Source organism: Streptomyces sp. NBC_00090 (assembly GCF_045160815.1).
Taxonomy (GTDB): Bacteria; Actinomycetota; Actinomycetes; order Streptomycetales; family Streptomycetaceae; genus Streptomyces.
The window spans coordinates 6205609-6226931 of sequence record NZ_CP108224.1; the positions used below are offsets into that span (position 1 = coordinate 6205609).

Genomic DNA, 21323 nt, shown 5'->3' on the forward strand with positions numbered 1-21323 from the left:
GGGCTGACGCTGGGGAGCGAAGTGACGGGTCATCAGAATCCGAGGGGGGCTACGGGTGAGGCACGGCCGGAGGACCGACGATCCGACTCGGCGGCGACGCCGGCGGCGAGCCTCCCGCGCCTCGCTGCCGGCCTCGCGCGTTCGGTGCCGGACCAGGCCACGCCGCGCCGCGCGCCACGCGCCGCCGGGCCTCACGACTGCGACGGGCACGCCCCCGGGGATGCCGAGGAGCCGCCCGCGCGTCCGCACGAACCGTCCGGGTGCGGTGGCGCGACGCCGGAGGGTCCCGTGAGCGCGCCCGGGGCGGTCATCGCGCGCAGCCCTGTCGGCGGCGACTCCGGGCACTCCGGCCGCGACCGCCCCGGGATCGGCTCGATCCTCGCCCAGATCGCCCTGGGCCTCATCTGCGCGGGCTACACGACCGGCGCCTCGCTCGGCTGGGGCTCCCCGGAGCTCGCCCTCTTCATGGGCGATTTCGGGCTCAGCGCCGCCGCGCTCACCGCCGCCGTCTCCTGCTCCCTCTACGCCCGGGCCCACCGCGGCAGCGACCGCCCCGCCTGGCTGCTCTTCGCCTTCTCCTCCCTCATGGCCGCCGCGGGCAACGCCGTGTGGGGGTGGTACGAGGTCGTCCTCCGGACACCGGTGCCCGACTCCTCCGTCGCCGACCTCTTCTTCCTGCTCTTCGCCCCGCCCGCCGTCGTCGGACTCCTCGTCCTCGCCAAGAAGCCCGTCACCCGGGCCGGCTGGGTCTGCCTCGCGCTCGACGCCTGGCTCATCGGCGGCTCCCTGCTCACACTCTCCTGGAGCCTCGCCCTCGCCCGCACCGCCCACTTCGAGGGCGAGTCCGTCGCCCAGACCGCCCTGGAGCTGGCGTACCCGCTGCTCGACATCGTCCTCGTCAGCATGGTCCTGGCCCTGCACTTCCGGCGCTCCCAGGCGAACCGCTCGGCGACCAACACCGCCATCGCCGCGCTCGCCCTGACCGTCCTGTGCGACGCCCTGTTCACCTCGCCGCTGCTCCGCGAGAACTACGCCTCGGGCCAGCTGCTGGACGCCGGCTGGTTCGCCGGTTCCCTGCTCCTCGCCTACGCGCCCTGGGGGGTGCGCCGTCTGCCCGACAGTACGACCGCCGCGCGCGGCCCATGGCTGCACAGCCGCCCCGTGGCCGGCTCGCTCGCCGCCCTCACCCCGTACCTCGCCGCGGCGGTCTGCACCCTCGGCATCCTCTACAACGTGGTCGAGGGGCGCAGGGTCGACCGGGTCGTCGTCCTCACCGGCTGCGCGGTCGTGCTCGCCCTCGTCGTACGGCAGGGCATCATGCTCCTCGACAACATCGCCCTCACGCACGAACTGGCCCAGAAGGAGAACCACTTCAGGTCCCTCGTGCAGGGCTCCAGCGACGTCATCATGATCGCCGCGCCGACCGGGATGCTCCGCTACGTCAGCCCGGCCGCCTCCGGCGTGTACGGCCGCGAGGCCGAGGAGCTCATCGGCTCCGAGCTCGCCTCCCTCATCCACCCCGAGGACCTCGGCGCCGTCGTCCACGAGGTGCGCCGGTTCCTCGCGGCCTCGCCCGCCGAGGAGCCCACCACCCGGATCGAGTGCCGTTTCCGCTCCGGCCGCGGCGACTGGCTCAACGTCGAGTCGACCGTCAACCGCCACCAGGGCGGCCTGATCTTCAACAGCCGGGACGTGACCGAACGGGTCCGCCTCCAGGCCCAGCTTCAGCACAACGCGGAGCACGACCCGCTCACCGACCTGCCCAACCGGGCGCTCTTCACCCGGCGCGTCCGGCAGGCGCTCGGCGGCCGCCGGTCCTCCGACCCCGGCACCGCCGTGCTCTTCATCGACCTCGACGGCTTCAAGGGGGTCAACGACCGCCTCGGCCACCAGGCGGGCGACGACCTCCTCGTCCAGGCCGCCCGCCGCCTCCAGGACTCCGTGCGGGCCGGGGACACGGCCGCCCGGCTCGGCGGCGACGAGTTCGCCGCCCTCATCCTCGGCGACGGCGGCCGCGACCAGGCCGCCCGCGAGAGCCAGGTCCAGGAGATCGCCGACCGGCTCCGGCTCACCCTCTCCCAGCCGTACCGCGTGGACGGCGGGAACGAGGTGCGGGTCGCCGCCTCCATCGGCGTCGCCTTCGCCGAGCCCGGCATGGAGGCGGGGGACCTCCTGCGCAACGCCGACCTCGCGATGTACCGGGCCAAGGCCGCGGGCAAGGACCGGGTCGAGCTGTACGCCCCCCAGATGCAGGCCGACGTGGTGCGGCGCAGCGAGCTGGCCGCCCGGCTGCGCACCGCCCTCCACGACGGCGAGTTCGCCCTGCTCCACCAGCCGGTCGTCGACCTCGCCACCGGCCGGATCTCGGCCGTCAGCGCCCAGGCGCGCTGGCGCTCGACCCAGGGCATCCTCTTCACCCCCGCCGAGTACCTGCGCGTCACCGACGACGGTGAGCGCACCGCCGAGCTCGGCCGCTGGCTCCTGGAGGAGGCCGTGGAGCAGGCCGCCGAGAGGGCGGGAATCGGCCATCGTGCGCCGGTCGCCATCCGGCTCTCCGCCCGCCGCCTCCTGGACCGCTCGCTCCCGCTCGGCTCGATCGAGTCGCTGCTCACCCGGCACGGGCTGCCCTCCGGCTCGCTGATCATCGAGCTCGCCGACAGCGACCCCCGGACCTCGCTCGACGATCTCGAACAGCGGCTGGTGACCCTGCGCCGTCTCGGGGTGCGGATCGCCCTCGACGGATTCGGCGGCGGACATGTGGCGATCGACGCCCTTCGGCGGCTTCCCGTCGACATACTGAAGCTGGACCGGGGACTCGTCGAAGGCGTGGTCGAGTCCGCCCGCCTCCGCAAGATCACCAGAGGGGTGCTCCGCATTGCCGGCGAACTCGGGATGCAGACCGTCGCCGAGGGCGTCGACGTGCCGGAGCAGGTGCTCGCGCTGCGCGCCATGGGCTGCACCCACGCCCAGGGCATGGCCTTCTCGGGCCCGCTCGACGAGTACCGCCTGCGCAGAGCCCTCGTACGGGACGAGTACCCGCTCCCCGGCGCGGTCCCCGTACGTGTCGGAAACCGTCCCCCGTTCCGCTCAAATACTGAGACGCCCGTCCCACCCACTTGACAGTAACAAGGTGCGAGAGGGAGGGTCAGTGCCATGCGCACCCGAATTCTCGTACTTGGAAAGCGCGTCGGCTGAAGCAGGGCCACCGTAGGCCCGGCTGAGAATCACCCGACGCGCTCCCCTCGCTTGCCTCACGGCACGAGGGGTTTTTTGTTGCACCGGCTCACCCCCAAGTCGTCCCAAACCTCGCAAAAACCCTCTGCTTCGAGAAGAGATGCTGATGACCGACCAGGCCACCGGGCACCATCCGCAGCCGCGGCCCCGTAGCGGCGCGCAGGCCGCCACCGTCGAGCACGTCACGGGTGCACAGTCCCTCATCCGTTCTCTCGAGGAAGTGGGCGCCGACACCGTCTTCGGCATTCCGGGCGGCGCGATCCTCCCGGCCTACGACCCGATGATGGACTCCCAGCGGGTCCGCCACATCCTGGTCCGGCACGAGCAGGGCGCGGGCCACGCGGCCACCGGCTACGCCCAGGCCACCGGCAAGGTCGGCGTCTGTATGGCGACCTCCGGTCCCGGTGCGACCAACCTGGTGACCCCGATCGCCGACGCGCACATGGACTCGGTCCCGCTCGTCGCGATCACCGGCCAGGTCGCCTCCAAGGCCATCGGCACGGACGCCTTCCAGGAGGCGGACATCTGCGGCATCACGATGCCGATCACCAAGCACAACTTCCTCGTCACCAAGGCCGAGGACATCCCGCGGACCATCGCCGAGGCCTTCCACATCGCCTCCACCGGCCGCCCGGGCCCGGTCCTGGTCGACATCGCCAAGGACGCCCTCCAGGCGAAGACCACCTTCAGCTGGCCGCCGCAGACCGACCTGCCCGGCTACCGCCCGGTCACCAAGCCGCACGCCAAGCAGATCCGCGAGGCCGCGAAGCTGATCACCGCCGCCAAGCGGCCCGTCCTCTACGTCGGCGGCGGCGTCCTCAAGGCCGGCGCCACCGGCGAGCTGAAGATCCTCGCCGAGCTCACTGGAGCCCCGGTCACCACCACCCTGATGGCCCTCGGCGCCTTCCCCGACAGCCACCCGCTGCACGTGGGCATGCCGGGCATGCACGGCGCGGTCACCGCCGTCACCGCCCTCCAGAAGGCCGACCTGATCGTCGCCCTGGGCGCCCGCTTCGACGACCGCGTCACCGGCAAGCTCGACAGCTTCGCCCCGTACGCCAAGATCGTCCACGCGGACATCGACCCGGCCGAGATCGGCAAGAACCGCGTCGCCGACGTCCCGATCGTCGGTGACGCCCGCGAGGTCATCGCCGACCTGGTCCAGGCCGTCCAGGCCGAGCACAGCGAGGGCAACAAGGGCGACTACACCGCCTGGTGGAGCGACCTGAACCGCTGGCGCGAGACCTACCCGCTCGGCTACGACCTGCCGGAGGACGGCAGCCTCTCGCCGCAGCAGGTCATCCAGCGCATCGGCCAGCTCGCCCCCGAGGGCACGATCTTCGCCGCGGGCGTCGGCCAGCACCAGATGTGGGCGGCCCACTTCATCGACTACGAGCAGCCGGCCACCTGGCTGAACTCCGGCGGCGCCGGGACGATGGGGTACGCGGTCCCCGCCGCGATGGGTGCCAAGGCCGGTCTGCCGGACCGCACGGTCTGGGCGGTCGACGGCGACGGCTGCTTCCAGATGACCAATCAGGAGCTCACCACCTGCGCCCTGAACAACATCCCGATCAAGGTCGCCATCATCAACAACGGCGCCCTCGGAATGGTCCGCCAGTGGCAGACCCTCTTCTACAACCAGCGCTACTCCAACACCGTCCTGCACTCCGGCCCGGACGACGTCCAGGCGAACAAGGGCACCCGTGTCCCGGACTTCGTCAAGCTCTCCGAGGCCATGGGCTGTGTCGCCCTGCGCTGTGAGGACCCGGCCGACCTGGACAAGGTCATCGCCGAGGCGAACGCCATCAACGACCGTCCGGTCGTCGTCGACTTCATCGTCCACGAGGACGCCCAGGTCTGGCCGATGGTCGCCGCGGGCACCTCGAACGACGAGGTCATGGCCGCGCGGGGCGTCCGCCCCGACTTCGGCGACGGCGAAGACGACTGAGCGCGCAGAGCGAAAAGGAAGAGACCCAGACATGTCCACCAAGCACACGCTCTCCGTTCTCGTCGAGAACACGCCCGGCATCCTCGCCCGGATCGCCGCGCTCTTCTCCCGCCGGGGCTTCAACATCGACTCCCTCGCGGTCGGCGTCACCGAGCACCCCGACATCTCCCGCATCACCATCGTGGTCAATGTCGAGGACCTGCCCCTGGAGCAGGTGACCAAGCAGCTCAACAAGCTGGTCAACGTCCTGAAGATCGTCGAACTCGAGCCCAGCGCCGCCATCCAGCGCGAGCTCGTCCTGGTGAAGGTCCGCGCCGACAACGAGACCCGCTCCCAGATCGTCGAGATCGTGCAGCTGTTCCGCGCCAAGACCGTGGACGTCTCGCCCGAAGCGGTGACCATCGAGGCCACCGGTTCGAGTGACAAGCTGGACGCCATGCTCAAGATGCTGGAGCAGTTCGGCGTCAAGGAGCTCGTCCAGTCCGGCACGATCGCCATAGGGCGTGGTTCCCGGTCCATCACGGACCGGTCCCTGCGGGCCCTCGACCGCAGCGCCTGAGAGTCATCGGAGGTCAACCGCGGGTCCATCCGGCGGTCCGACTGACGAGACCCCAAAGCCTCCCTCAAGCGCTCCGCCGTACGGTGGGACGCAACACCAGCACCTCAAGGAGATTTCCAGTGGCCGAGCTCTTCTACGACGACGACGCCGACCTGTCCATCATCCAGGGCCGCAAGGTCGCGGTGATCGGCTACGGCAGCCAGGGCCACGCCCACGCGCTGTCGCTCCGTGACTCCGGTGTCGACGTCCGCGTCGGTCTCCAGGAGGGCTCGAAGTCCAAGGCCAAGGCCGAGGAGCAGGGCCTGCGCGTCGTCTCCGTCGCCGAGGCGGCGGCCGAGGCCGACCTCATCATGATCCTGACCCCGGACCCGATCCAGGCCAAGGTCTACGAGGAGTCCATCAAGGACAACCTGAAGGCGGGCGACGCCCTCTTCTTCGGCCACGGCCTGAACGTCCGCTACGGCTTCATCGAGGTCCCCGAGGGCATCGACGTCGCGCTGGTCGCCCCGAAGGGCCCGGGCCACCTGGTCCGCCGCCAGTACGAGGAGGGCCGCGGCGTTCCGTGCATCGCCGCCGTCGAGCAGGACGCGACCGGCAACGCCTTCGCGCTGGCGCTCTCGTACGCCAAGGGCATCGGCGGCACCCGCGCGGGCGTCATCAAGACGACCTTCAAGGAGGAGACCGAGACCGACCTGTTCGGTGAGCAGGCCGTTCTCTGCGGTGGCACCGCGGCGCTTGTCAAGGCGGGCTTCGAGACCCTGACCGAGGCCGGCTACCAGCCGGAGATCGCGTACTTCGAGTGCCTCCACGAGCTGAAGCTCATCGTCGACCTCATGTACGAGGGCGGCCTGGAGAAGATGCGCTGGTCGGTCTCCGAGACCGCCGAGTGGGGCGACTACGTCACCGGCCCGCGGATCATCACCGACGCCACCAAGGCCGAGATGAAGAAGGTCCTCGCGGAGATCCAGGACGGCACCTTCGCCAAGGAGTGGATGGCCGAGTACCACGGCGGCCTGAAGAAGTACAACGAGTACAAGACCCAGGACGCCAACCACCTCCTGGAGACCACCGGCAAGGAGCTGCGGAAGCTCATGAGCTGGGTGAACGACGAGGAGGCGTAAGCCTCCGGGGACGGGGCCGGACACTGTGTCCGGCCCTTTCCCGCACCGTTGGACACCTCGTCCAACCACGGACGGGTGATCCTTCCAACGAGGCGTATGAGCTGCGCCGACGCACCACTACACTTCTCAACAACATACGCGTCAGGCCCACAGCGTCGTGCGCTTTCACGCGGCAAGCCCCCTCCACCGCCTGCGGCCGTCGGGACGGCCGTCCGCACTGGATCTGTGAGGACTCACGTGAGCTCGAAACCTGTCGTACTCATCGCTGAAGAGCTGTCGCCCGCCACCGTCGACGCGCTGGGCCCGGACTTCGAGATCCGGCACTGCAACGGCGCCGACCGCGCCGAGCTGCTCCCCGCCATCGCGGACGTGGACGCGATCCTGGTCCGTTCCGCGACCAAGGTCGACGCCGAGGCACTCGCCGCCGCGAACAAGCTCCGGGTCGTCGCCCGTGCCGGTGTCGGTCTGGACAACGTCGACGTCTCCGCCGCCACCAAGGCCGGCGTGATGGTCGTCAACGCCCCGACCTCGAACATCGTCACCGCCGCCGAACTCGCGTGCGGTCTGCTCGTCGCCACCGCGCGCAACATCCCGCAGGCCAACACCGCGCTGAAGAACGGCGAGTGGAAGCGGAACAAGTACACGGGTGTCGAGCTGAGCGAGAAGACGCTCGGTGTCGTCGGCCTCGGCCGGATCGGCGTCCTGGTCGCCCAGCGCATGTCCGCCTTCGGCATGAAGATCGTCGCGTACGACCCCTACGTGCAGCCGGCCCGCGCCGCCCAGATGGGGGTGAAGCTGCTGGCCCTCGACGAGCTCCTGGAGGTCGCGGACTTCATCACCGTCCACCTGCCGAAGACCCCGGAGACCCTCGGTCTCATCGGCGACGAGGCGCTGCACAAGGTCAAGCCCTCCGTCCGGATCGTCAACGCCGCGCGCGGCGGGATCGTGGACGAGGCGGCGCTCTTCTCCGCCCTCAAGGAGGGCCGGGTCGCCGGCGCGGGCCTCGACGTGTACGCGAAGGAGCCCTGCACGGACTCCCCGCTCTTCGAGCTCGACCAGGTCGTCTGCACCCCGCACCTCGGTGCCTCCACGGACGAGGCGCAGGAGAAGGCCGGCATCGCCGTCGCCAGGTCGGTGCGTCTGGCGCTCGCGGGCGAGCTGGTCCCGGACGCGGTCAACGTCCAGGGCGGCGTCATCGCCGAGGACGTGAAGCCGGGTCTGCCGCTCGCCGAGAAGCTCGGCCGGATCTTCACCGCCCTCGCGGGCGAGGTCGCGGCCCGTCTCGACGTCGAGGTCTACGGCGAGATCACCCAGCACGACGTCAAGGTGCTCGAACTCTCCGCGCTCAAGGGCGTGTTCGAGGACGTGGTCGACGAGACCGTGTCGTACGTCAACGCCCCGCTGTTCGCGCAGGAGCGCGGCGTCGAGGTCCGTCTGACGACGAGCTCCGAGTCGCCCGACCACCGCAACGTCGTCACCGTGCGCGGCACGCTGTCCAGCGGTGAGGAGGTCGCGGTCTCCGGCACGCTGGCCGGCCCCAAGCACCTCCAGAAGCTCGTCGCGGTCGGTGAGTACGACGTGGACCTGGCGCTCGCCGACCACATGGTCGTGCTGCGCTACGAGGACCGTCCGGGTGTCGTCGGCACGGTCGGCCGGATCCTCGGCGAGGCCGGTCTGAACATCGCGGGCATGCAGGTCTCCCGCGCGGAGGAGGGCGGCGAGGCGCTCGTCGTGCTCACCGTGGACGACACGGTGCCGGTGGCCGTCCTGGCGGAGATCGCCGAGGAGATCGGCGCCGCCTCGGCCCGCTCGGTCAACCTGATCTGACGCGCCTCGTACGCGCACGCGTACGCACGCACGTATCCGTACCCGGTCTCTAGACGATCGTCTTACACGATTGTCTAGCGGCCGGGTACAGTGCTGTCATGGGACACAAGGAAGACCTGCTCGAAGGCGCCAAGCGCTGTCTCCTGGAGAAGGGGTACGGGCGCACCACGGCCCGCGACATCGTCGCCGCCTCGGGCACCAACCTCGCCTCCATCGGCTACCACTACGGCTCCAAGGACGCCCTGCTCCAGCAGGCCTTCCTCGCGCTCACCGAGGAGTGGGGCGAGCAGGTCGGCCCCGCGGGCACCGGCGAGGAGAAGCGGGAGCTGCCGGCCGACCCGTACGCGCGCTTCCACGCCGTCTGGGAGCAGGTCATCGCCGCGGCGGAGGCGAGCAGGCCGGTCTGGAAGCTCCAGACCGAGATCGTCACCCGGCTCGACGACGACGAGAAGCTCCGCGACGCGATCAAGGAGCCGCAGCGCGAGGGACGGCTCGGCATGGCCGAGGGCTTCCTCGGCATCGACCCGGAGGCGGACCCCGAGAAGGCCCGGGTGGCCGGACTGCTCTGTCAGGCCCTGGCGACCGGGGTGATGATCCAGTGGATGGTCGACCCGGACACGGCGCCGACCGCCGACGACCTCACGGAGGGGCTCAAGATCCTGATGGGGGAGCAGGGCTGACGTTCCGCCACCGTTGTCCGCGAGGTGAGAGGGACCGGCGCTCCCGCCGTCCGAGGGGTGAGAAGGACCGGCGCTCCAGCCGTCCATGATGCGGGCCGTCGATTGACCGTCTTGCGCCACTCCGGCTATGTTGCGCGCCATGCACCGTTCCGCGCTTCTCACGACACGAGGTCACGTCGACCTGAAGCGTGTGTGCTCCGCCGCGTGTCCGTAGGCCCGCGAGCCCACGGCGCGGACCGCGCGGATTCCTGACACCCCGAGAGCACCACCGGGGGGAGTGGACCCGCGGCGCGCCGGCGCTCCGCCGAGAGCAGCGCTCCCGCCCGGGAGCTTCGAGCGTCTGCCCGCCTCCGGAACACCCCGGCCCACCCGGCTTTCCGGTACGCCGCCCCTCCCCGCCGCCGTACCCGCGGCCGGGGAGGGCGGCCGCACCTCGCGCGGCGGCGGTACGCACCACCGCAACGGACCCGAAGAAGGCCCTCGTGGACAGAACGCGCATGTCCTCCTCCCGCCCCGTCCCCCTGCGCCGCTCGGACATCCCGTCCGCGACCGTCCCGCCACGGCGCGCCTCCAGCACCGGCGCCGTGCTGGGGGCGATCCTCGACCACGGCCCGGTCGCCCGCAGTACGATCGCCCGGCTCACCGGTCTCTCGCCCGCCTCGGTCACGGGCCACTGCGCCACCCTGATCAGCAGGGGGCTCATCAAGGAGGGCCCGGAGACGGCCGGTCCGCGGGGCCTCGGCCGTCCGCACATCCCCGTCGAGATCGACACCGAGCGCTACCTCCTCGCCGGTGCGCACATCGCCGTCACCCACACCACGCTCGCCCTCATGGACCTGCGCGGACGTCTGGTCTCCGAGGAACGCCTCCCGCACACGAGCACCGAACCGGCCGAGGTACTGGGCCGGGTGGCGGAAGGGCTGCGCCGGATGCTCGCCGCCCACGGCTCGGGCCGGACCGCGCTCGCGCTGGGCGTCGCCACCGGGCACTGGGTCGACCCGGCCGCCGGGGTCGTGCTCCACCATCCGCAGCTGGGCTGGCGGCACGTCCCGGTGCGGGAGGTGCTCGCCGAGGCCACCGGGCTGCCCGTTCATGTGGACAGCCACTCGCGCGCCCTCGCCCGCGCCGAGCAGCTCGTCGGCGTCGCGTCGACCCGGGCCAGCGCGGTGGTGCTGTTCGTCGGCAACGTGGTGGACGCGGCCTTCGTCTCCTCGGGCACGGTGCACCAGGGGCCGAGGTTCGGCGCGGGCAACGTCGCCCACCTGCCGGTGGGGACGGGCGACGGCAGCACGACGTGCGTCTGCGGCGTTCCCGGCTGCCTCCAGTCCGAGGTGTCGGAGCCCGCGATGCTGCGCCGGGCCGCCCGGCAGGGCCTCCGCGTCGCGACGTTCCCCGAGCTGTTGGGGCGGGCGGTGGAGGGGGAGGCGGCCGCGGTCGCGCTGTTCCGCCGGCGGGCCCGGTTCGTCGGGAGGGCGGCGGCCGTCCTCCTCGACATGTTCGACCCCGAGGTGCTGGTGGTCGTCGAACCGGGTGCCGGCCGACTGGCCCCCTGCCTGGCCGAGTTGCGGGCGGTCACGGCCGAACGGTCCCTGGTCTGCGACGATCCCGAGCGGTCCGTCGTGCCGAGCAGCTTCACCGGCCGGGTGCTGGCCACCGCGGGACCGGCCGTCGCCCTCGGCGCCCTGCACGACGATCCGCTCGGTCCCTGGCCCGCGCTGCCCGCGGTGTCCTGACGGCGGGCGGGGGAGGGTCGTGCGCCCTCCCCGCCGTACGCCGGTACGCCCGCCTGTACGTCCGCCCGTGCGCCCGCGCCCGTGCGCCCACCCGTACGTCCCCGTACGGCCGGCGAATACGGACTTAATTCAGAGAGTTGCATTGTTGACCGGGTCGGATCGCGGACGGGAAGATGTATTCATGAGCAGCCCGCAGAGGACCCGACGCCACGTGCCGAATTCGGCACCTGTCCGGCGTTCCTGTTGTCCCTGCCGCGTCGCCCGATAATTAGAGCGGTATTCCCGACTTCCGCTCACGCTCCCGCTGACGCCCCCGGATTCCACGCGTGCGCTTTTCCGTGCGCGTGACGTCCCGGCCTTCCGTCGCCGTGCCCCTGTGGCGCCGCGGTCCCTTCGTACCGCCGTGCCCTGGTCCGCCGTGCCCGGGTCCCGCCCGCGCCCTCACCGTCCCGTACGCCCCTCTCCGTCGCCCGGGGGAATCATGACTGTCTCGTTGTCCTCGCATCCCGCGGCCGGTCTCGCACCCGGCCTCTTCAAGCAGGCCTTCCGCGCCTATCCGGCCGGCGTCGTGGTCGTCACCGCGGACGCCGGAGCCGGCCCCGTCGGCTTCACCGCCACCTCGCTCACCTCCCTCTCCCTCGAACCGCCGCTCCTCTCCTTCGGCATCGCGACCCGCTCCTCCTCCTGGCCGCACATCGAGCGCGCCGCGTCGGCGGTCGTCAACTTCCTCGGCGCCGAACAGGAGGACCTGGCCAGGCGCTTCGCCACCAGCGGGATCGACAGATTCGCCCACCCCACCGGCTGGCGGCGGCTCGCCGAGGGCGCCCCGGTCCTCGACGGCGTCACCGCCTGGCTGCGCGTCGACATCGAGCAGCTCGTCCCCGCCGGCGACCACCGCATCGTCATCGGCCGTGTCGTGGACGCCTGGCAGGACACCGACCGCCGGCCGCTGCTGTTCCACGACGGCGGCTACCACTCCCTCTGATCTCCCCGCCCGCGAGCACCGCACCCGACAGGAACTCCTCCCATGCCTTCCTTCCCGCACTCGCCACCGTCCCCGGCCCTCGCCCGAAGAGGATTTCTCGCCCTCGCGTCCGGCGCCGTCCTCGCCGCCGCGGGATGCGCTCCCCAGACGAGCAACGCCGCCCATTCCGTACCGCTGAAGGAGTTGCCCACCGGGCCGCCGCCCGCCGGAACGTCGCTGACCGTCGCCGTCCGCAGTTCACGCATTCAATTCGAGGAATCGGGGATCGGAAAGAAACTTCCCTTCACCGTCTCCGAGTGGCCCAATCTGAGTGCCGGACCCGACATCATCCAAGGATTCCGGGCGCACTCCATCGACCTGGCCAGCAACGCCGGAATTCCGCCGATCCAGGCCGAGGCCATCGGCGTGGAGTCCCGCATCGTCGCCGTACAGGTGCGCAGGAAGCCCTCGTACGTCTTCGCCACCGCACCCGGCGCCGAGCTCCGCAGCGTCGCGGACTTCCGGGGCAAGAAGATCGCCTTCTCGCAGGGGCAGGCACAGGGCGTGGTCGTCCTGCGCGCGCTGAAGCAGGCCGGGATCGCCCACGGCGACGTCGATCTCGTCGAACTGCCGAGCACCCAGTTCCTCACCGCGCTGCAGTCCAAGCAGGTCGACGTCGCACCCCTGGGCGAGCCGACGCTCACCAAGTACCTGACCCAGTACGCGAAGGACGGCGCCCGCCGGGTGACCACCGACGTCATCGACCTGCTGACCGTCCTCTGGGCCCCCGTCGAGGTGCTGAACGACCCGGCGAAGGCCGCGGCCGTCCGCAGCTTCATCCCGCTGTGGGCCCAGGGCGTGGTGTGGGCGTGGGAGAACACCGACCGCTGGATCGACGCCTACTACGTCAAGGACCAGGGCGTGAAGGAGGCCGACGGCCATCGCATCGTCGCCTCCCTCGCCAAGCCGCAGTTCCCCGTCTCCTGGGACAAGGCCATCGCCTGGGAGCAGGAGACCGCAGACCTGCTGGCCGAGGGAGGGTTCGTACCGAAGCTCGACGCCGCCTCGCTGTTCGACCGGCGCTTCGAGGGCCTCGCGTCCGGCGCCGTACCCGCCCAGTACCGGGAGGGGTCATGACCGACGCCCTGACCGATGTCCGCCCGCTCGTCCCGGCGGACGCACCCGCCCCGCCGCGGGAGCCGGACGGCACGAAGGCACCCGCCCCCGCGACCGCGACCCGGAAGCCGGCCGCCGCGCCCCCGGACGCCGGCGCGGCGCACCGCACCCGCATCCACAGGCGGCGCCGTCTGGGCCCCGGCCGGGGCGTTCCGTTCGGCCGGCTCCTCGGCCCCGCGCTGGTGGTCGCCGTCTGGTGGACCGCCTCCGCGGTCGGCTATCTGGACCCGCGCATCCTCTCCGGGCCGGGAGCGGTCGTCGCCACGGCCGTCGAGCTGATCGAGGACGGGCGCCTCCAGGGCAATGTGCTCGTCTCGTTGCAGCGGGCCGGCCTCGGGCTGCTGCTGGGGGTCGGTGCGGGAGTGCTGCTCGCCGTCACCGCCGGACTCAGCCGTACCGGCGAGTACCTCGTCGACGGGCCTCTCCAGATCAAGCGCGCCATACCGTCGCTCGCGATGCTGCCGCTGCTGATCCTCTGGCTCGGCATCGGCGAGCAGATGAAGATCACCGTCATCGCCCTCGGCGTCGCCGTGATCGTGTACGTCAACACCTACGCCTCACTGACCAGCATCGACAGCCGTCATGTGGAGCTCGCCGAGGTGCTGGAGCTGCGCCGATGGCAGTTCCTGCGCAAGGTCGTCCTGCCCGGTTCGCTGCCCGGCTTCTTCGTGGGGCTGCGGCTCGGCGTCACCTCGTCCTGGCTGGGGCTGATCGTCGTCGAGCAGGTCAACGCCACCAGTGGCATCGGTTACATGATGTTCCAGGCCCAGCAGTACGCCCAGTCCGACGTGATCATCGTCGGACTGGTGGCCTACGGAACCTTCGGTTTCGCCTCCGACGCCCTCGTACGAGCCGTCGAGAGGAGGGCCCTGTCATGGCGACGCACGCTGGCGGGCTGACGAAGGAACACGACCCAAGCCCCTCCGACCTCAAGGCTCCGGTCCCCGACGGGCAGGCTCCCGAGGCAGGGCCCGCCGTACGGGCCGGCCGCCTGGTCCGCCGCTTCGGTGACCGGATCATCCTCAAGGAGATCGATCTCGCCCTGGGCGCAGGGGAGTTCACCGCCCTCCTCGGGCGCAGCGGCTCCGGTAAGTCCACCCTGCTGCGCGCCGTGGCCGGCCTCGACCACGACGTCGAGGGTTCGGGGGAGCTGCTCGTTCCCGACCGGGTCTCGCTCTCCTTCCAGGACTCCCGGCTGCTGCCGTGGCTGCGGGTCCTGGACAACGTGACCCTGGGGCTGCGGGGGCCCGGCGCCCATGAGCGCGGCCGGACCGCACTGGCCGAGGTGGGCCTCGCCGGCCGCGAGCGGTCCTGGCCGCACGAACTGTCCGGCGGTGAACAGCAGCGGGCCGCGCTCGCCCGAGCGCTCGTACGCGATCCGGAACTGCTCCTGGCCGACGAGCCGTTCGGCGCGCTCGACGCGCTGACCCGGATCAAGATGCACGATCTGCTGCGCGAACTGTACGAACGCCACCGGCCCGCTGTCCTCCTCGTCACCCACGACGTCGACGAGGCCGTCGAACTCGCCGACCGCGTCCTCGTCCTCGACGAGGGGCGCATCTCGGTCGACCTCACCATCGACCTCCCCACCCCGCGCAACCGGCGTGACCCGCGGTTCCAGCAGTACCGCGACGCCCTGCTCGCCTCGCTCGGCGTGCACTCCGCACCGCACACCCCCGCCCCCCGCCAGGAGGACCACTCCCATGCCGCACACGCCTGACCGTCCCGCCCGCAAGCCCCTCCACCTCAACGCCTTCCTGATGTCGGTCGGCCACCACGAGGCGGCCTGGCGCCTCCCCGAGAGCCCCGCCGACGGCGGCACCGGCATCGCGCACTACCAGAACCTCGCCCGCATCGCCGAACGCGGCCTGCTCGACTCGGTCTTCCTCGCGGACAGCCCGGTCCAGCACGGGGACCCCGGGCGCCGGCCCGTCAGCAAGCTGGAGCCGACCGTGCTGCTCACGGCCCTGGCCGCCGTCACCAGCCACATCGGGCTCATCGCGACCGCCTCCACCAGCTACAACGACCCCTTCAACCTGGCCCGCCGCTTCAACTCGCTCGACCATGTGTCGAACGGGCGGGCCGGCTGGAACATCGTCACCACGGCCGGAGCGGACGCGGCCCGCAACTTCGGCCTCGACGACACCCCGCTGCACCGCGAGCGCTACCGGCGCGCGGCCGAGTTCGTCGACGTGGCCACCAAGCTGTGGGACAGCTGGGCCGACGACGCGGTGGTGGCGGACAAGGAGGGCGGGATCCACGCCCGCGCCGACCGGGTCCGGCCCGTCGGCCACCGGGGCGAGTTCTTCCGGGTGGAGGGGCCGCTGAACGTCGAGCGCTCCCCCCAGGGCTACCCCCTCCTGGTGCAGGCCGGGTCGAGCGAGGACGGCAAGGACTTCGCCGCCCGTTACGCCGAGGCGGTGTTCACCGCCCAGCAGACCCTGGAGGAGGGCATCGCCTTCTACAAGGACGTCAAGCGGAGGGCGCTCGCGCTCGGCCGGGACCCCGACGGCATCAAGATCCTCCCCGGCATCGTCCCCGTCATCGGCGACACCGAGAAGGAGGCCCGCGAGCTGGACGCCGAACTCGACCGGCTCATCGTGCCGGAGTACGCCAAGCGCCAGCTGGCACAGCGGCTGCGGATCGCGCCCGACGACCTCGACCTGGACGCCGAACTGCCCGAGGACATCCCGACCGAGGACGACATCGAGGGCGCGAAGAGCCGCTACACGCTGATCGTGGAGCTGGCCCGCCGGGAACGGCTCACCGTGCGCCAGCTGATCGGACGGCTGGGCGGCGGCCGGGGACACCGTACGTTCGCCGGTACCGCCGAGCAGATCGCCGACACCATCGAGCACTGGTACGTCAGCGGCGCGGCCGACGGCTTCAACATCATGCCGGCCGTCCTGCCGTCGGGCCTGGAGGCCTTCGTCGACCGGGTGGTGCCGCTCCTTCAGGAGCGCGGGCTGTTCCGCACCGAGTACACCGGCACCACCCTGCGGGACCACTACGGCCTGCCCCGCCCCGCCAACCGCCTCTTCGACACCGTGGAGCGCGACGCCGGCCACCTCGGCATCGGTCTGGTCGAGGCCCGGTGAGCGACTGTCCCCCGCACCAGGGCGGCGGCCCTGCCCCGGGAGCGGCGCGCCCCGGCTGGGCGCGCCGCCTCGGCGGGTACTGCCTCCGCCGCCGCACCGACCTCCTGCTCGCCTTCGGCGCCGCGGCCGTGGCCGCCGTCGCCACCGCCACGCTGCCCCTCCTGCTGCGCCATGTCGTCGACGGTGTCGCCGATTCCACGACGGCGTCCCTCACCCCCTGGATCCTGCTGCTGACCGGCATCGGCGCCGTGCGCTTCGCCGGGAGCTTCGTCCGCCGCTACTGCTCCGGCCGGCTCTCCCTGGGGGTCCAGTACGACCTGCGCAACGACGCCTTCGCGGCCCTGCTGCGACTGGACGGCACGCAACAGGACGACCTGCGCACCGGCCAGGTGGTGAGCCGCTCCATCTCCGACATCACCCTGATCCAGACACTGCTGCAGTTCCTGCCCAACATGACCGGCAACGCCCTGATGTTCGGCGTCTCGCTGGTCTTCATGGCCTGGCTCTCGCCGCTGCTCACCGGCGTCGCCCTGGTCGTCGGCCCGCTCCTGTGGCTGATCGCGCTGCGCGGCAGGCGCACGCTGTTCCCCGCCAACTGGCACGCCCAGCAGGAGGCGGCCGAGGTCGCCTCCGCCGTCGAGGCCACGGTCACCGGGGTCCGGATCGTCAAGGGCTTCGGCCAGGAGCGGCGCGAGCTGGAGGGGCTGGAGCGCCGCGTGCGCGGACTGTTCTCCTCGCGGCTGCGCGTCGTCGCGTTCACCAGCCGCTACAACCCGGCATTGCAGGCCGTCCCCGCGCTGGGACAGGTGGCGGTCCTCGTGTTCGGCGGCTGGCTGGCGCTCGACGGCCGTGTGTCGCTGGGCACCTTCCTCGCCTTCACCGCCTACCTCGGCTCCTTCGTCACCCCGGTCCGGCAGGTGGCGACCCTGCTCACCGTCTGGCAGCAGGCCAGGGCCGGCGCGGAGCGCGTCTTCGAGGTGATCGACGAGGAGCCCGGGATCACCGACGCCCCGGGCGCCCGCGACCTGTCCACGGACGTCCGCGATCCGTCCGCCGACGCCCCGGGCGCCGGTGGCCCGCCCGCCGGCCTTCCGGGGCTCGCCTGGGACGACGTGACCTTCGCCCACGGGAACGGCGAGCCCCTCCTGGACGGGTTCAGCCTGGACGTACGCCCGGGGGAGACGCTCGCGCTCATCGGCCCGGCGGGATGCGGCAAATCCACCGCCGTCGCGCTGCTGCCCCGCTTCTACGACACGGGGGCGGGCACGGTCAGGGTCGGCGGGCACGACGTCCGCGAGCTCTCCCTGGCCGGTCTGCGCTCCCGTATCGGCTTCGTCTTCGAGGAGAGCCTGCTGCTCTCCGACACCGTACGGGCCAACATCGCCTACGGCCGTCCGGACGCCGACGACGAGGAGATCCGGGCGGCCGCCCGGCTGGCGTGCGCCGAGGAGTTCGTCCAGCGGCTGCCCGACGGCTACGACACCCTCGTCGGGGAGCAGGGTCTGACGCTCTCCGGCGGCCAGCGCCAGCGGATCGCGCTCGCCCGCGCCCTGCTCGGCGACCCCGCCGTCCTGGTCCTCGACGACGCCACCTCGGCGATCGACGCCCGGGTCGAGGCCGAGATCCACGCGTCCCTGCGCGAGGCCGGGCGACGGTGTACGACGGTCCTCGTCGCCCACCGCGAATCGACGCTGGAGCTCGCGGACCGGATCGCGGTCATGGACGGCGGCCGGATCGTCGACACGGGCACCCTGGACGAGCTGCGCTCCCGCTCGGCGCTGTTCCGCGCGCTCCTGGCCATGGACGGGGACGAAGGGGAGCAGGTGGCGGCCCCGGCCCCGGCGCGGGGCGTCACCGAGGAGCTCTGGCGTCGCCCGGCGGAGTCCGGGCCCGTCCACGACGAGTCCACGGCCGTACGGGCCGCCAACGCCCTCGCCGAGGCCGCCGCCACCGCGGGGCCGGGCCGCGGCGGACCGGGTGGCGGGGTCCTCGGCTCCGCACCGCCCACCCCCGAGCTCCTCGCCGCCCTCGAACGGCTTCCGCTGCCCGAGGACGACCCGAAGGTGCCACTGGAGCAGGCGGTCTCGGCCGATCCCCAGTTCCATCTCGGCACCCTGCTGCGGCCCTTCCGGCTGCCGCTGCTCGCCGGACTGCTCCTCGTCGCCGTGGACGCCCTCGCCCAGATCGCCGTCCCCGTCCTCGTACGCCACGGCGTGGACGGCGGCGTCGCGCACCAGGCCCGGGGCGTCCTGCTCGCGGCATCGGCCACGGCCGCCGTCGTCGTCGGCCTGAACTGGCTCGTCGGCGTCGCCCAGGTCCGCACCACCGGACGCACCGGCGAGCGACTCCTCTACACCCTGCGGATCAAGACCTACGCCCAGTTGCAGCGACTCGGCCTCGACTACTACGAGGGGGAGCTCGGCGGCCGGATCATGACACGGATGACCACCGACGTGGACGCCCTGTCGAACTTCCTGCAGACCGGCCTGATCACCGCGGTCGTCAGTCTTCTCACCGTGTTCGGCGTCCTGGCCGCGCTCCTCGTGATCGACGCCGGCCTCGCGCTCGTCCTGCTCGCCGCGCTGCCGCTGCTGATCGGCGCGACCGTCGTGTTCCGCCACTACTCGGTGCCCGCCTACCTGGAGGCCCGGGAACGGATCAGCACGGTCAACGCCTGCCTCCAGGAGAACGTCGGCATGCTGCGCGTCACCCAGGCGTTCCGGCGCGAGCGGCACAACGCCGACCACTTCGCCGCGCTCGCCTGGTCGTTCCGGGACTCGCGGCTGCGCGCCCAGCGCTACATGGGCACCTTCTTCCCGTTCGTGGAGTTCCTCGGCACGCTGTCCACCGCCGCGGTCCTCGCCGTCGGCGTGGGACAGGTGCGCTCCGGGGAACTGACCGCCGGGACGCTGATCGCCTTCCTGCTCTACGTCGAGCTGTTCTTCTCGCCCATCCAGCAGCTCTCCCAGGTCTTCGACGGCTACCAGCAGGCGGTCGTCGGGATGAGCCGGCTGCGCGCCCTGATGCGTACCCCCGTCGCCACGCCCCAGGCGGCGGCACCGCGCCGGGTGACCTCGCTGCGCGGTGAGATCGAGTTCGACGACGTGTCGTTCCACTACGCGGGCGGCCGGGAACGGGACGTGCTCCACGGCGTCCGGCTGCGCGTCGCCCCCGGCGAGACGGTCGCGCTCGTGGGCACCACCGGCGCGGGCAAGTCCACGGTCGTCAAGCTCCTGGCCCGGTTCTACGACCCGGTGGCCGGGACGGTACGGGTGGACGGGCACGACCTGCGCGACCTCGACCTGACCGGCTTCCGCCGCAGGCTGGGCATCGTGCCGCAGGAGCCCCATCTGTTCGGCGTCACGGTCCGCGACGCCATCGCCTACGGCCGCCCGGACGCCACCGACGCCGAGGTGGAGGCCGCCGCAAGGGCGGTCGGCGCCCACGACACGGTGGCCGCGCTGCCGGCCGGCTACCTGACGCCCGTGGGGGAGCGGGGCCACGGCCTCTCGGCCGGGCAGCGTCAGCTGCTCGCGCTCGCCCGGGCCGAGCTCGTCGACCCCGACGTCCTGCTGCTCGACGAGGCGACCGCCTCGCTGGACCTCGCCACCGAGCGGCGGGTGGCCGCGGCGGTCGACGCGCTCAGCCGCAGGCGCACCACGCTCGTCGTCGCGCACCGGCTCACCACCGCGGCGCGCGCCGACCGCGTCATCGTCCTGGAGGCGGGCACCGTGGTGGAGAGCGGCACCCACGCCCAGCTCCTCGCGGGCCAGGGACCCTACCGGCGCCTCTGGGACGCCTACCGGCAGAGCACCACGACCACCACGACCACCTCGACCACCTCGACCACCTCGACCACCTCTACCACCACCGCCCCGTCCGCCGGTCCGGCGGCGGAGCACGACGACCGACTCGTTCAAGGGAGTGCGCGATGACCACCGAACACCGCCTGCTGGGCCGCACCGGCGTCAGGGTGAGCCCGCTGTGCCTGGGCACGATGATGTTCGGCGCCCGCGGCAACACCGACCACGCCGACAGCGTCCGCATCATCCACCGGGCCCTGGACTCCGGAATCAACTTCGTCGACACCGCCGACGTCTACTCGGCAGGGGAGTCGGAGACGATCGTGGGCAAGGCCCTCGCCGGAGGCCGCCGGGACCACGTCGTCCTGGCCACCAAGTTCCACGGCAGTCTCGGCGAGGACCCCAACGAGCGCGGCAACAGCCGGCGTTGGATCGTCCGCGAGGTCGAGAACAGCCTGCGCCGCCTCGGCACCGACTGGATCGACCTCTACCAGGTGCACCGGCCCGAGCCGGAGACCGATTTCGACGAGACGCTCGGCGCCCTGACCGATCTCGTCCGCCAGGGCAAGATCCGCTACATCGGCACCTCCACCTTCGAACCCTCCGCGATCGTCGAGGGCCAGTGGATCGCCGAGCGCCGGGGCCGCGAGCGCGTCGTCGCCGAGCAGCCGCCGTACTCCCTGCTGGCCCGCGGCATCGAGCGCGAGGTGCTGCCCGTCGCCCAGCGCTACGGGCTCGGCGTGCTCACCTGGAGCCCGCTGGCCGGCGGCTGGCTCTCGGGCCGCTACCGCAAGGGGGCGGAGCAGCCCGCGTCCAGCCGTAGCGACCGGCAGGCCGCCCGCTTCGACATCGGCGACCCCGAGAACGCGGCCAAGCTCGACGCCGCCGAGGCGCTGGCCCAGCTCGCCGAGGAGGCCGGACTGACCCTCGTCCAGCTCGCGCTGGCCTTCGTCCTGGAGCACCCCGCCGTCACCTCGGCGATCATCGGCCCGCGGACCTTCGAGCAGCTGGAGGCGCAGCTCGGCGCGGACCGGATCCGGCTGAGCCGGGACGTCCTCGACCGGATCGACAAGATCGTGCCGCCGGGCACGAACCTGTCGGCCCGGGACGCCGGGTACGTGCCGTCCGCGCTGGGGGAGCCCGAACTGCGCCGCCGTCCCCGGCCCTGACCTGCCACCGG

At 72.0% G+C, this 21323-nt stretch carries 14 protein-coding genes; all 14 read left to right on the plus strand.

Features of this window, described 5'->3' with window-relative positions:
• Positions 1–288 precede the first annotated feature (288 nt).
• The 14 genes from OG361_RS27960 to OG361_RS28025 all read left to right on the plus strand — a co-directional run bounded on the left by OG361_RS27960 (position 289) and on the right by OG361_RS28025 (position 21312).
• On the plus strand, positions 289–3120 hold the full coding sequence (locus OG361_RS27960) for a putative bifunctional diguanylate cyclase/phosphodiesterase (RefSeq protein WP_405857851.1): 2832 nt from the start codon (positions 289–291) through the stop codon (positions 3118–3120).
• Positions 3121–3334: 214 nt separating this feature from the next.
• Positions 3335–5182, plus strand: a complete 1848-nt coding sequence (locus tag OG361_RS27965) for an acetolactate synthase large subunit (RefSeq protein ID WP_384570873.1) — start codon at positions 3335–3337, stop codon at positions 5180–5182.
• 31 nt (positions 5183–5213) lie between these two features.
• Positions 5214–5741: an acetolactate synthase small subunit gene (gene ilvN / locus OG361_RS27970; RefSeq protein ID WP_024756291.1), complete on the plus strand. Its 528-nt coding sequence runs from the start codon at positions 5214–5216 to the stop codon at positions 5739–5741.
• A 119-nt stretch (positions 5742–5860) separates the two neighbouring features.
• Positions 5861–6862, plus strand: a complete 1002-nt coding sequence (gene ilvC, locus OG361_RS27975) for a ketol-acid reductoisomerase (RefSeq protein WP_317599396.1) — start codon at positions 5861–5863, stop codon at positions 6860–6862.
• Positions 6863–7099: 237 nt separating this feature from the next.
• Entirely contained in the window at positions 7100–8689 is a 1590-nt protein-coding gene (gene serA, locus OG361_RS27980) for a phosphoglycerate dehydrogenase (protein ID WP_405857854.1), read from the plus strand.
• A gap of 98 nt (positions 8690–8787) precedes the next feature.
• Positions 8788–9369: a TetR/AcrR family transcriptional regulator gene (locus tag OG361_RS27985; RefSeq protein ID WP_405857856.1), complete on the plus strand. Its 582-nt coding sequence runs from the start codon at positions 8788–8790 to the stop codon at positions 9367–9369.
• Between the two features lie 497 nt (positions 9370–9866).
• Positions 9867–11102, plus strand: a complete 1236-nt coding sequence (locus OG361_RS27990) for an ROK family transcriptional regulator (RefSeq protein ID WP_405862470.1) — start codon at positions 9867–9869, stop codon at positions 11100–11102.
• A gap of 481 nt (positions 11103–11583) precedes the next feature.
• The gene (locus OG361_RS27995; protein WP_405857858.1) at positions 11584–12087 is read left to right on the plus strand and encodes a flavin reductase family protein; all 504 of its coding nucleotides are present in this window, start codon (positions 11584–11586) and stop codon (positions 12085–12087) included.
• Positions 12088–12129: 42 nt separating this feature from the next.
• Entirely contained in the window at positions 12130–13203 is a 1074-nt protein-coding gene (locus OG361_RS28000) for an ABC transporter substrate-binding protein (RefSeq protein WP_405857860.1), read from the plus strand.
• Positions 13200–14141 carry an ABC transporter permease gene (locus OG361_RS28005; RefSeq protein ID WP_405857862.1) on the plus strand — a complete coding sequence of 314 codons (942 nt, stop codon included), beginning with the start codon at positions 13200–13202 and terminating at the stop codon, positions 14139–14141. Before OG361_RS28000 ends, OG361_RS28005 begins: the two co-directional genes overlap by 4 nt.
• Positions 14117–14962, plus strand: a complete 846-nt coding sequence (locus OG361_RS28010; RefSeq protein WP_405857864.1) for an ABC transporter ATP-binding protein — start codon at positions 14117–14119, stop codon at positions 14960–14962. Before OG361_RS28005 ends, OG361_RS28010 begins: the two co-directional genes overlap by 25 nt.
• Entirely contained in the window at positions 14946–16340 is a 1395-nt protein-coding gene (locus tag OG361_RS28015) for an LLM class flavin-dependent oxidoreductase (protein ID WP_405857866.1), read from the plus strand. Before OG361_RS28010 ends, OG361_RS28015 begins: the two co-directional genes overlap by 17 nt.
• Entirely contained in the window at positions 16337–20275 is a 3939-nt protein-coding gene (locus tag OG361_RS28020; RefSeq protein ID WP_405857868.1) for an ABC transporter ATP-binding protein, read from the plus strand. The genes OG361_RS28015 and OG361_RS28020 overlap by 4 nt, the downstream gene beginning before the upstream one ends.
• On the plus strand, positions 20272–21312 hold the full coding sequence (locus OG361_RS28025; protein ID WP_405857870.1) for an aldo/keto reductase: 1041 nt from the start codon (positions 20272–20274) through the stop codon (positions 21310–21312). The genes OG361_RS28020 and OG361_RS28025 overlap by 4 nt, the downstream gene beginning before the upstream one ends.
• Positions 21313–21323 lie beyond the last annotated feature (11 nt).

Excerpts from the sequence above, each read along its gene's own strand:
- OG361_RS27965 (WP_384570873.1), top strand. The coding sequence starts at position 3,335 with ATGCTGATGACCGACCAGGCCACCGGGCACCATCCGCAGCCGCGGCCC.
- ilvN (WP_024756291.1), top strand. The coding sequence starts at position 5,214 with ATGTCCACCAAGCACACGCTCTCCGTTCTCGTCGAGAACACGCCCGGC.
- OG361_RS27985 (WP_405857856.1), top strand. The coding sequence starts at position 8,788 with ATGGGACACAAGGAAGACCTGCTCGAAGGCGCCAAGCGCTGTCTCCTG.
- OG361_RS27990 (WP_405862470.1), top strand. The coding sequence starts at position 9,867 with ATGTCCTCCTCCCGCCCCGTCCCCCTGCGCCGCTCGGACATCCCGTCC.
- OG361_RS27995 (WP_405857858.1), top strand. The coding sequence starts at position 11,584 with ATGACTGTCTCGTTGTCCTCGCATCCCGCGGCCGGTCTCGCACCCGGC.
- OG361_RS28000 (WP_405857860.1), top strand. The coding sequence starts at position 12,130 with ATGCCTTCCTTCCCGCACTCGCCACCGTCCCCGGCCCTCGCCCGAAGA.
- OG361_RS28005 (WP_405857862.1), top strand. The coding sequence starts at position 13,200 with ATGACCGACGCCCTGACCGATGTCCGCCCGCTCGTCCCGGCGGACGCA.
- OG361_RS28010 (WP_405857864.1), top strand. The coding sequence starts at position 14,117 with ATGGCGACGCACGCTGGCGGGCTGACGAAGGAACACGACCCAAGCCCC.
- OG361_RS28015 (WP_405857866.1), top strand. The coding sequence starts at position 14,946 with ATGCCGCACACGCCTGACCGTCCCGCCCGCAAGCCCCTCCACCTCAAC.
- OG361_RS28025 (WP_405857870.1), top strand. The coding sequence starts at position 20,272 with ATGACCACCGAACACCGCCTGCTGGGCCGCACCGGCGTCAGGGTGAGC.